Source organism: Pantoea sp. SGAir0180 (assembly GCF_043546245.1).
This window is the reverse complement of record NZ_CP028071.1, coordinates 212,559-224,522: the sequence shown is the minus strand read 5'-3', so window position 1 is coordinate 224,522 and position 11,964 is coordinate 212,559. Positions and strand designations below refer to the sequence as shown.

At 53.9% G+C, this 11,964-nt stretch carries 10 protein-coding genes; 2 read left to right on the top strand and 8 right to left on the bottom strand.

The window, feature by feature from the left end:
- Positions 1 to 132 precede the first annotated feature (132 nt).
- Entirely contained in the window at positions 133 to 792 is a 660-nt protein-coding gene (gene rpiA / locus C1N58_RS01125; RefSeq protein WP_033739634.1) for a ribose-5-phosphate isomerase RpiA, read from the bottom strand.
- A gap of 181 nt (positions 793 to 973) precedes the next feature.
- Here rpiA and C1N58_RS01120 point away from each other — a divergent pair, with 181 nt between their 5' ends.
- Positions 974 to 1,876 (top strand): LysR family transcriptional regulator ArgP, encoded by a 903-nt coding sequence (locus C1N58_RS01120; RefSeq protein WP_006120833.1) that lies wholly within the window; start codon positions 974 to 976, stop codon positions 1,874 to 1,876.
- Between the two features lie 456 nt (positions 1,877 to 2,332).
- Here the strand turns inward: C1N58_RS01120 and C1N58_RS01115 are convergent, their stop codons facing one another.
- The 7 genes from C1N58_RS01115 to tkt all read right to left on the bottom strand — a co-directional run bounded on the left by C1N58_RS01115 (position 2,333) and on the right by tkt (position 10,914).
- Positions 2,333 to 3,064 (bottom strand): oxidative stress defense protein, encoded by a 732-nt coding sequence (locus C1N58_RS01115; protein WP_006120834.1) that lies wholly within the window; start codon positions 3,062 to 3,064, stop codon positions 2,333 to 2,335.
- Positions 3,065 to 3,205: 141 nt separating this feature from the next.
- Positions 3,206 to 3,829, bottom strand: a complete 624-nt coding sequence (gene argO, locus C1N58_RS01110; protein WP_006120835.1) for an arginine exporter ArgO — start codon at positions 3,827 to 3,829, stop codon at positions 3,206 to 3,208.
- A 122-nt stretch (positions 3,830 to 3,951) separates the two neighbouring features.
- On the bottom strand, positions 3,952 to 4,827 hold the full coding sequence (gene mscS / locus C1N58_RS01105; RefSeq protein ID WP_006120836.1) for a small-conductance mechanosensitive channel MscS: 876 nt from the start codon (positions 4,825 to 4,827) through the stop codon (positions 3,952 to 3,954).
- A gap of 361 nt (positions 4,828 to 5,188) precedes the next feature.
- Entirely contained in the window at positions 5,189 to 6,268 is a 1,080-nt protein-coding gene (gene fbaA, locus C1N58_RS01100; RefSeq protein WP_039339288.1) for a class II fructose-bisphosphate aldolase, read from the bottom strand.
- Positions 6,269 to 6,377: 109 nt separating this feature from the next.
- Positions 6,378 to 7,541: a phosphoglycerate kinase gene (pgk, locus tag C1N58_RS01095; protein ID WP_033739641.1), complete on the bottom strand. Its 1,164-nt coding sequence runs from the start codon at positions 7,539 to 7,541 to the stop codon at positions 6,378 to 6,380.
- Between the two features lie 51 nt (positions 7,542 to 7,592).
- Positions 7,593 to 8,612 carry an erythrose-4-phosphate dehydrogenase gene (epd, locus tag C1N58_RS01090; RefSeq protein ID WP_033739643.1) on the bottom strand — a complete coding sequence of 340 codons (1,020 nt, stop codon included), beginning with the start codon at positions 8,610 to 8,612 and terminating at the stop codon, positions 7,593 to 7,595.
- Between the two features lie 307 nt (positions 8,613 to 8,919).
- The gene (gene tkt / locus C1N58_RS01085; RefSeq protein ID WP_006120840.1) at positions 8,920 to 10,914 is read right to left on the bottom strand and encodes a transketolase; all 1,995 of its coding nucleotides are present in this window, start codon (positions 10,912 to 10,914) and stop codon (positions 8,920 to 8,922) included.
- A gap of 269 nt (positions 10,915 to 11,183) precedes the next feature.
- On the opposite strand from tkt, the gene C1N58_RS01080 reads away from it, so the two are divergent.
- A complete protein-coding gene (locus tag C1N58_RS01080) occupies positions 11,184 to 11,939 on the top strand; it encodes a metalloprotease LoiP (RefSeq protein WP_006120841.1) in 756 nt (251 codons plus the stop codon).
- Positions 11,940 to 11,964: the final 25 nt, after the last annotated feature.

Genomic DNA, 11,964 nt, shown 5'->3' with positions numbered 1-11,964 from the left:
GGTTGGCCGCATCGGGGAGAATGAACCCGCTGTTGATGACGCTTATGTGACATAAGTCACCAAATTTCAGCCTGGCGAGAAAAGTTTTTTTTTAATTAAAAAAACGCGGGCGCAAATTATGCGCCCGTCGCGTTATTTTTTCAGCGTTTTGACCCCATCCGGTCCGCCAATCAACGCCACATCGGCACCCCGGGTAGCGAAAAGCCCGACGGTGACGACGCCCGGTAACGCGTTAATGGTTTTTTCCAGCTCAATGGGATCCAGAATACGCAAATTATGCACGTCCAGGATGATATTACCGTTGTCAGTGACGACATTCTGGCGATACTCAGGCAAACCGCCCAGCCTGACCAGTTCACGCGCGACGTAGCTGCGTGCCATGGGAATCACTTCAACGGGCAACGGAAAACGCCCCAGCACGTCGACTTCTTTCGATGCATCGGCAATACAGATAAACTTTTTAGCCACGGCCGCGACGATTTTTTCGCGGGTCAGCGCGGCACCGCCGCCTTTGATCATCTGCATCTGGGGATTAATTTCGTCGGCACCATCAACATAGATGGCCAGGTCATCGATTTCATTCAAATCAAACACCTGAATACCGAGGCTTTTGAGCTTTTGCGTGGAGGCTTCAGAGCTGGACACGGCACCTTCAATCTGGTGTTTGATGCTGCCGAGCGCATCAATAAAATGGGCAGCGGTAGAGCCTGTTCCCACGCCGACGATCGTACCTGGCTGGACATAATCAAGTGCAGCCCAACCAACAGCTTTTTTCAGTTCATCCTGCGTCATGGTATGTTTAGAACCTGTGCGATAAGAAAATGCGCGTAGTATAAAGCAAGGTTTGCTGAAAATGCTCGGATGCATTGGGCGGATTTAATGCTTTGGAAGCCAGCCCACAAAAATACCCCAGACTTTTGCTCAGGCACATTTGTGGCATCGTAACGTCCACCCTGAAGGAGAGAAAAGAATAATGAAACGCCCGGACTACAGAACGCTTCAGGCGCTGGACGCAGTGATACGTGAACGTGGCTTTGAACGTGCTGCGCAAAAACTGTGCATCACCCAGTCGGCCGTATCGCAACGCATCAAACAGCTGGAAAACCTGTTTGGTCAGCCGCTGTTGGTTCGCACCGTGCCCCCTCGTCCCACTGAGCAGGGGCAAAAGCTGCTTGCGCTGTTGCACCAGGTTGAACTGCTGGAGGAAGAGTGGCTGGGAGATGAAATCAGCGGTACGACGCCGTTACTGCTCTCCCTGGCGGTGAACGCCGACAGTCTGGCCACCTGGCTGTTGCCTGCATTAAAAGACGTGCTGGCCGATTCGCCGGTGCGCCTTAACCTCCAGGTTGAAGATGAAACCCGTACGCAGGAACGTCTGAGACGTGGCGAAGTGGTCGGCGCAGTCAGTATCCAGCCCCAGCCTTTACCCAGTTGTCTGGTTGATCAACTGGGCGCCCTGGATTACCTGTTTGTGGCTTCCCGTGACTTTGCCGAGCGCTTTTTTCCCAACGGCGTCACCCGTTCCGCGTTGCTGAAAGCGCCTGCCGTCGCATTTGACCATCTGGATGATATGCATCAGGCCTTTTTACAGCAGAACTTCGATCTTTCGCCGGGCAGCGTGCCCTGCCATATCGTTAACTCTTCTGAAGCCTTTGTGCAGATGGCCCGTCAGGGCTCAACCTGCTGTATGATCCCGCATCTGCAGATTGAGCGCGAACTGGCGAGCGGTGAGCTGATCGATCTGACACCGGGGCTGTATCAGCGCCGGATGTTGTACTGGCACCGTTTTGCACCGGAAAGCCGACTGATGCGTCGGGTCACCGATGCGCTGATTGCGCATGGTCATCGGGTTCTGCGTCAGGACACGATGGAATAGCGGCTAAAGGCGAAAGTGAAGGCCGGATAAACTGGGGGACGGTGGGTGTCAAACGCGACTCTCTGCCGCTACCGGGCAGCATTCCTGGTCTGCTTATTCTCCTGACAAACCGCCCGGAACCGGACAGCCTGTCCGGGCTTCTGCTGAACTAAAGAGAATAATCCCCTGTGCCGCAGCAAGCGTCAGGCGTTGCAGTGAGAGTGTACCCTGCTAAAAGCAGCACGGCTCCATGGCCATCAGGGGCGTGATTTCAGCAGGTGATACCGGGCGCTGAAAAGCGGGAATCAACCAGGGATTGCCCCCGCAGGAATGCGGGGGAAAAGCGCCGCCGGCAAAGGAACAGGCCGACTGCGACAGTCCGTCAGGTTGCTGAGCGATGGAAAGGCACCGCATCAGCGGTGCAAAGCGCACCTGGTAAACATGGCCGCTGATGGCTTCACGACAGCATCGATAAGCTTACTGTGCCGTATTGGGTTTCATCTCAAAAACCACATCAACCTGGTCATCGAAGTTAATGCTTTGCTGGTCGTAGGTTTCCTGCGCGGAAGTATCGGCCGCTGCCGCGGAGGCTTTAAACATGCGATTCATCGGCATAGGCTGGTAGTTAGCGACCTGATAGCGAATGCTGTAGATTGGCCCCAGTTTGGCGTTAAAGCCTTCTGCCAGTTCTGTGGCTTGCTGAGTCGCATTTTTGATGGCGGCTTTCAGCGCCTGCTGCTTGTAGCGCTCAGGATTGGCGACGCCTAACTCGACGCTGCGAACTTCGTTCAGGCCCGATTTCAGCGCGCCGTCAAGCAGCTCATTCAGCTTGTCCAGCTGGCGGACGGTCACCTGAACCTGACGTACCGCACGGTAACCTTTCAGCTGCGATTTACCGTCTTTGGTATAATCGTATTCTGGCTGCGTGGTCAGGTTGGCCGCTTCAATATCCTTTTTCTCGATGCCGTTTTTCTGCAGGAAATCAAAATACTGCGCAACACGACTGTCGACCTGTTTCTTTGCCTCTGCGGCATCTTTCGATGAGACATTCACCACAATTGACAGCGTCGCGATATCCGGGCGGGCATCAACCGTCGCTTTGCCTGACGTCACAACATGCGGTCCGTTTGGCAGTTCATCAGCCTGTGCGCTTAAAGGCAATGCCCCTGCGCTCATCATCGCGACAAGCGCCAATGCTTTCAGTTTCATGAAAGTCCTCCTTGAAAGGTCAGTTCGGTGGCTTCGGGTCCGAAGCCGGCACGCGCATCATATTACGCCTTGCTTGGAGTGAAGGTAATGACAAAAGTTCGGAAAACGGGTCTGGATAACCCGTTTTCGTTTACCTTTTGCTCAAAATCCTGTGATAGCCTGCTGTGCGAGTTGAAACGCGATAAACCACATGACCGCGCCGACCAGCAGGTTGATGAGGCGTTGCGCGCGCGTTGTCTGCAGTAACGGCGCAAGCCAGGCCGCCAACAGGGCTAAGCCAAAAAACCACAACACAGAGGCACTGACGGTCCCCAGGGCGAACCACTGACGCGCGTGGGTATCAGGAAACTGGCTTCCCAGGCTGCCAAGCACAACAAAGGTATCGAGATAAACGTGGGGATTGAGCCAGGTGACTGCCAGCAGGGTAGCAATGATCCGGCCTCGGCTCTGCCGGATATCCAGGCCTGACGCCAGCGCCAGCTCGCGGCGAAAAGCGGTCCGTAATGCGCCCCAGCCATACCAGAGCAAAAAGGCCACACCTGCCCAGGTAATCACGGTCAGCAGCAGTGGCGACTGCTGCAGGAGCGCACTTCCCCCAAAAATCCCCGCGCAGATCAGCACAACATCGCTCAGCGAGCAGAGCGTGGCGGTCATCAGATGATAGTGCCGTTTCACGCCCTGATTAAGCACGAAAGCATTTTGCGGCCCCAGCGGCAGAATGAGCGCGGCCCCAAGAGCAAGCCCTTGAAAATAAATCGATAACACGGGAAATATCCTTACATCAGTCAGATGTCAGGCATTATAGAGAAGCCGATATGATTAGCGGAAATGGAAAAAATTAATACGTCATTAGCCATTTTAATGGGCGGCGGCTGCCGCCCATCGGCTTAACGGGTGACCGCAGTTTCCGCGTCAGGTTTGTTCACCTGATGCAGATGGACATCCATCTGTGGGTAAGGAATACCAATGCCTTTGTTATCCAGCGCACGTTTGAAGTTCTTGAGCAGATCCCAGTAAACGTCCTGCAGATCGCTACTGTTGCTCCAGCAACGCACAACGAAATTCAGCGATGAAGCGCCCAATTCATTCAGGCCAATCTGGATGCCACGATCTTTTAAGACACGCTGATCGGCTTCCACCACTTCACGCAGCAGGGCAATCACCTCATCCACATCGGCTTCATAGGCCACGCCGACAATGAATTCATTACGGCGCACGGGTTCACGCGAGAAGTTGATGATATTCCCGCTGATGATTTTGCCATTGGGCACCACCACAATCTTGCCATCCGCCGACCGCAGTGTGGTCGAGAAAATCTGCACATTCAGTACGGTGCCCATCACGCCGCCCAGATCAACAAACTCACCGGTACGGAAAGGACGGAACGTGACCAGCAGTACACCGGCTGCCAGATTGGACAATGAGCCCTGTAGCGCAAGGCCGACGGCCAGACCTGCCGCACCCAGCACGGCAATGACCGACGCGGTTTGCACGCCAACGCGTCCCAGCGCAGCAATCACCGTAAACGCAATGACGCCATAACGAACCAGCGCGGAAAGAAAGTCTGCCACGGTGGCGTCAATATGACGCGCGATGAGCAGACGATTAACGGCGTTTGAAATCACTCTGGCGATGACCATCCCGACAATAATGATGGCAACAGCCGCAACGATATTCACGGCATAACTCAGAATCAGCGCCTGGTTGTGTACTAACCAGCCACCGGCACTGTTGATACCATCCACAACATTCAAGTCTTCCATTTGTAAGCCCTGTTGATGAATCCCCGAGGGGAAAAACAAAAACTGCCAGATGTAATCCGACACCCAGGGATTAAGGGTAATCAATTATTTAGCCTGGTGCCAAATTACATGGCACCATAATGAGGACGGGCAGCCTGAATCGTCGCCACAATGCGTTTGACTCCCCTCGCTTCGCCCTTCCCTGTTGAGAAGTTTTTGAGCATAAAAGGTGGTAAGCGATGCCGCTGTAACCGGACGTCGACTCATCAAAAGCGCAAAGAGAAAGGTGTGCAAAGGCGGGATAAAAAAAGTCCCGATCGGCTGATCGGGACAGAGTCAGTCACGCTGACGTCCTGACGACCTCAGCGCTGAGCAACGCTACTTACAGAACGTCAACGGCGTTGAGTTCTTTGAACGCCTGCTCCAGACGCACCACCATGGATGCCTGCGCAGCGCGCAGCCAGACGCGTGGATCGTAGTATTTCTTGTTCGGCTTATCAGCGCCTTCTGGGTTACCCAGCTGCGCCTGCAGATAGCCTTCGTTCTTTTTGTAGTACTGCAGAATACCGTCCCAGGTCGCCCATTGAGTATCGGTATCGATGTTCATCTTGATCACGCCGTAGCTGATAGACTCTTCGATTTCTGCAGCAGAAGAACCTGAACCACCGTGGAACACGAAATCCAGCGCATTGTGCGGCAGGCCATGTTTTTCACAGACAAATTTCTGGGAGTCACGCAGGATGGTTGGGGTCAGTTTCACGTTACCGGGTTTGTAAACGCCGTGGACGTTACCGAAGGATGCCGCAATGGTGAAACGCGGGCTGATCGCATTCAGTTTTTCGTACGCGTAGTTCACGTCTTCTGGCTGGGTGTACAGGGCAGAAGCGTCCATGTGGCTGTTGTCCACGCCATCTTCTTCACCGCCGGTGCAGCCCAGTTCGATTTCCAGGGTCATGTCGATTTTCGCCATGCGCGCCAGGTATTTGCTGCTGATTTCGATGTTTTCTTCCAGTGACTCTTCAGACAGGTCGATCATATGAGAAGAGAACAGCGGCTTGCCGGTTTTTTTGAAGTGCTCTTCGCCTGCGTCAAGCAGACCGTCGATCCACGGCAGCAGTTTTTTGGCACAGTGGTCGGTGTGCAGGATAACCGGCACGCCATACTGTTCAGCCATCAGATGCACGTGCTGTGCGCCAGAGATCGCACCGAAAATGGCGGCGCCCTGTGGCTTGTCGGTTTTAAAACCTTTACCGGCGATGAACGCAGCACCGCCGTTAGAGAACTGTACGATAACCGGGGCTTTAACTTTCGCGGCGGCTTCCAGCACAGCGTTAATTGAGTCAGTACCGACGCAGTTAACCGCTGGCAGAGCGAATTTATTCTCTTTCGCTACTTTGAAGATCTTCTGAACGTCGTCACCAGTGACAACGCCGGGTTTTACGAAATCAAAAATTTTAGACATGATTGTGTCCTGTTTCGTGACCGGTTATCCCCAACATGGGGACAGCGATTTAAACGCCCGGTATCGGGCGAGTTTTCAGGCAGTGCCGCCAGGCACCGCCCCCAAAGGATTACTGCTTCGCACGCTCTTCCAGCATGGCAACGGCAGGCAGTTTTTTGCCTTCAACGAACTCAAGGAACGCGCCGCCGCCCGTCGAGATATAGGAGATTTTGTCTTCAATGCCAAACAGATCGATAGCAGCCAGCGTATCACCGCCACCTGCAACAGAGAACGCGTCACTGTCTGCAATCGCGTTAGCGACAATCTCGGTGCCTTTACGGAAGTTCGGGAACTCAAACACACCAACCGGGCCATTCCACAGAATGGTTTTCGCATTCTTGAGGATGGTTGCCATGGCCTGAGCGGTTTCGTCGCCGAAGTCCATAATCTCTTCGTTATCTGCCACTTCCGAAACCTTTTTCACGGTTGCCGGGGCAGTTTCAGAGAATTCCGTGCCAACGCGTGAGTCGGTTGGGACAGGAATACCGTACTGATCGCGCAGGCCTTTTGCCGCTTCAACAAAGTCTGGCTCATACAGCGATTTACCCACTTTGTTATCGATAGCGACGAAGGTGTTCGCAATGCCACCGCCGACAATCACGGTGTCCGCAATCTTGACCAGCGACTGCAGCACATCAAATTTGGTTGAGACTTTTGAACCACCGACAACGGCCACCAGCGGACGCTCAGGGTTTTTCATCACTTTACCCAGCGCGTCCAGCTCAGCCGACAGCAGCGGGCCCGCACAGGCGACAGGCGCAAATTTACCCACGCCGTGTGTAGAGGCCTGGGCGCGGTGGGCGGTGCCAAAAGCATCCATCACGAACACGTCACACAGTGCTGCGTATTTTTTTGCCAGCGCTTCGTCGTCTTTCTTTTCGCCTTTGTTAAAGCGAACGTTTTCCAGCACAACCAGCTCGCCCGCGCCGATATCGACGCCGTCAAGGTAGTCTTTCGCCAGCGTTACCGGGGTGCCGTTCAGTTTTTCTTTCAGGTAGTTCACTACAGGCAGCAGTGAGAATTCGTCGTTGTATTCACCTTCGGTCGGACGACCCAGGTGAGAGGTAACCATCACTTTAGCGCCCTGCTTCAGGGCAGCTTCGATGGTAGGCAGAGACGCACGGATACGTGCATCTGACGTCACTTTCCCTTCTTTTACCGGCACGTTGAGATCGGCGCGGATTAGAACGCGTTTGCCAGCAAGATCCAGATCGGTCATCTTAATTACGGACATGGTGAACCCTCTCGTTGATTCTCATAAGTTTTGCCAGACGCAAACCGCGTCTTACCTGAAACCGCTTGCGGCCATCGCTAACGTCGTGTCGATCATTCGGTTAGCAAAGCCCCATTCGTTGTCGCACCAGACCAGGGTTTTGATCAGATGCTGACCGCTGACCCGCGTTTGTGTACCGTCCACAATGGCACTGTGCGGATCATGGTTGAAATCTATTGAGACTAACGGCAACTCCGTATAGTCAACTATACCACGAAACGCCCCTTCTGCCGCGCTCAGCAACAAGGCGTTAACCTCACAGGCCTTAACCGGCTGACGCACAGAAACGCTGAGATCAATGGCGGTCACGTTGATCGTCGGCACACGCACTGCAATGGCTTCAAAGCGATCGTTAAATTTCGGAAAAATACGCGTAATGCCTGCCGCCAGGCGCGTGTCCACCGGAATAATAGACTGACTGGCTGCACGCGTGCGGCGCAGATCGCTGTGATAGGCATCGATCACCTGTTGATCGTGCATCGCCGAATGGATCGTCGTCACCGTGCCCGACTCAATCCCAAACGCATCATCCAGCAGCTTAATCACGGGAATAATGCAGTTGGTGGTGCAGGAGGCATTCGAGACAATACAGTCCGTTTGTTTCAGTTCCTGCTCGTTAACACCGTACACGACGGTGGCATCAAGATCGTGACCACCCGGATGGGAAAACAGGACTTTTTTAGCGCCAGCGCGCAGATGGGCTTCACCATCCTGGCGGGAACCATAAACGCCGGTACAGTCCAGTACCACATCGACATTGAGTTCGCGCCAGGGCAGCGCGTCCAGTCCGGCGTGGTGCAGAATACGAATGGTATCTTCTCCCACCCACAGCAGGTCCCGCTCCTGGCGAACATCCAGTGCAAAACGGCCATGACTGGTGTCGTATTTTAATAAGTGCGCCATGCCTGCGGCTTCCGCCAGCTCATTAATCGCCACCACGGTGATTTCAGCACGGCGTCCCGTTTCATACAGTGCACGCAACACGTTGCGTCCAATGCGACCAAAGCCGTTTATTGCAACCCGAATGGTCATCTTTCTCCTGCCAAACCAGACTGAAAAAAAGGTGCAGATAGCCTGAGCGTTTCACCACGTTTTGTACAGGAGATTCTTACCCGATGCAGGGTGAACGCGCCATAACTGAAACGGTTCAGCGAGAATAATAGAAGTGAGGAATAACAGGAATGACTGCGATCAAGCGAGCTGCGAATTTTTGGATCTGCATCACATAATTGAGCAAAAATGAGCGATTACTCCAGGAATAATTGCGTCAGTCAGGGGGCAGAAAGCGCCCCCTTTTTATTGCTATCCTGACGCGCAGGCACGCGTCAGGATTGTGGCATTACGCCAGCAACGCTTTTGCTTTTGCGACAACGTTGTCGAGCGTGAAACCGAACACTTCGAACAGCTTCTCAGCAGGAGCCGACTCACCAAAGGTGGTCATCCCAACAATAGCCCCGTTCAGCCCGGTGTATTTAAACCAGTAATCGGCGATACCAGCCTCAATAGCGACGCGCGCCGCAACGGCTTTTGGCAGAACAGATTCACGGTATTCTTCGGACTGTTTATCGAAAGCATCGGTCGATGGCATAGACACCACGCGCACCTTGCGACCTTCTTCGGTAAGCTTCTGGTAAGCCGCGACGGCCAGTTCCACTTCGGAACCGGTGGCAATCAGAATCAGTTCTGGCGTGCCTGCGCTGTCTTTGAGGACATAACCACCGCGGGCCACGTTGGCCAGTTGTTCGGGTGTACGCTCCTGCTGTGCCAGGTTCTGACGCGAGAAGATCAGGGCGCTTGGGCCGTCTTTACGCTCAATGGCATATTTCCACGCCACGGCAGATTCAACCTGGTCACACGGACGCCACAGGCTCATGTTCGGCGTCGTGCGCAGGCTTGCCATCTGCTCAACAGGCTGGTGCGTCGGGCCATCTTCACCCAGACCGATTGAATCATGGGTATACACCATGATCTGACGGATCTTCATCAGCGCAGCCATACGTGCCGCGTTACGCGCATATTCCACGAACATCAGGAAGGTTGCGGTATAAGGCAGGAAACCGCCGTGCAGGGCCAGACCGTTAGCAATCGCGGTCATACCAAACTCACGCACACCATAATGGATGTAGTTACCCGCAGCATCTTCATTGATTGGCTTAGAGCCCGACCAGATAGTCAGGTTACTGGGTGCCAAATCCGCTGAACCGCCCAGATATTCCGGCAGGATCTTACCAAACGCTTCAATCGCATTCTGCGAGGCCTTACGGCTGGCAATTTTCGCCGGGTTCGCCTGCAACTGCTCAATGAATTTTTGCGACTCTTGCTGCCAGTTAGCTGGCAGTTCGTTGCTCATGCGACGTTTGAATTCAGCAGCCAGTTCCGGGAAGGCTTTGGCGTAAGCGGCAAATTTTTCATTCCACGCGGCTTCTTTCGCCTGGCCCGCTTCTTTAGCATCCCACTCGGCATAAATCTCAGACGGGATAACAAATGGCGGATACTCCCAACCCAGTTGCTTACGGGTCAAGGCCACTTCGTCGTCACCCAGTGGCGCGCCATGTGAATCATGGGTGCCCGCTTTGTTTGGTGAACCGAAACCAATCACGGTTTTGCACATCAGCAGTGAAGGCTTATCGGTTACGGCTTTCGCTTCTTCGATGGCTTTCGCGATCGCATCCGCGTTATGCCCATCCACACCGCGCACCACATGCCAGCCATAGGCTTCAAAACGCTTAGCGGTGTCATCGGTAAACCAGCCGTCGATATGGCCATCGATTGAAATACCGTTATCGTCATAGAAGGCCACCAGCTTACCGAGCTTCAGCGTACCGGCCAGTGAGCAGACTTCGTGTGAGATGCCTTCCATCATGCAACCATCGCCCATAAACACCCAGGTGTTATGGTCTACGATGTCATGACCCGGACGGTTGAACTGCGCCGCTAATGTGCGCTCAGCGATGGCAAAACCCACGGCATTGGCAATGCCCTGGCCCAGCGGACCGGTGGTGGTTTCCACACCAACGGTGTAGCCGTACTCAGGGTGACCCGGGGTTTTAGAGTGCAGCTGACGGAAGTTTTCCAGTTCGCTGATGGGCAAATCGTAACCGGTCAGATGCAGCAGGCTGTAGATCAGCATCGAACCGTGACCATTCGACAGCACAAAACGGTCGCGGTCAGCCCACAATGGGTTAGTTGGATTATGATTCAGGTAGCCACGCCATAACACTTCGGCGATATCCGCCATGCCCATAGGGGCACCCGGATGTCCCGATTTAGCTTTTTGCACTGCATCCATACTTAACGCGCGAATGGCATTGGCAAGATCTTTACGAGAGGGCATCTTCTACTCCATTTCGGATTAACGATTTGCGCCTTAACCTTTTGTAATTAATCAGTTATCGGGCAAAGCGAGGGGAAACTTTCACAACAATGTACATGAAAAACGGCCTAAAAGTAATGTCGTAAAACGCGAAATATGCCCGGCGCGTTTGGCTTTTCCGGTAATGTCTGCTAGCAAAACGGTTTACCGCCGACTATAACCAGTAAGTTCGATCACCAGCCACCGCGTCAGGTGATTGTTTTTTATCTTGTTACTATTGGGAAGATGGAATGAAAATTCAGAAAACGGTACTGGCTTTGGGGATGATCGCGCTGTTAAGCGGCTGCGAAGGGATGAATAACAACGGCCTGCTGCAGTCAGGTGCACAGGCTTTCCAGGCGTACACATTAAGCGATGCCCAGGTGAAGCAGTTGAGCGATCAATCCTGTGCCCAGATGGACAAAGACAATCAGGTCGCGCCGGCGAACAGCGAATACCAGCAACGTCTGAATAAAATCGCGGCCGCACTGGGCGACAACATTAACGGTACGCCGGCTAACTATAAGGTCTACCAGACCAAAGATGTGAATGCCTGGGCGATGGCCAACGGCTGTATTCGCGTTTACAGCGGCCTGATGGACATGATGAACGACAATGAAGTGGAGGCGGTGCTGGGGCACGAAATGGGTCACGTCGCGCTGGGCCATACACGTAAAGCGATGCAGGTTGCCTTTACCACGACCGCCGCGCGCACCGCTGCCGCGTCCGTAGGAGGCATCATTGGCTCGCTGTCGCAGTCACAACTGGGCGATATGGGCGAAAAACTGGTGAATGCGCAGTTCTCCCAGACTCAGGAAACGCAGGCGGATGACTACTCTTACGATCTGCTTAAAAAACGGGGAATTGACCCTGTCGGATTAGCGACCAGCTTTGAAAAACTGGCGAAACTGGAACAGGGTCGCCAGAGCTCTATGTTCGATTCGCACCCTGATTCTGAAGCCCGCGCACAACACATTCGCGATCGTATCGCGGCAGACAGCAAGTAAGCCTGAATCAGCGGGATAACGCTGC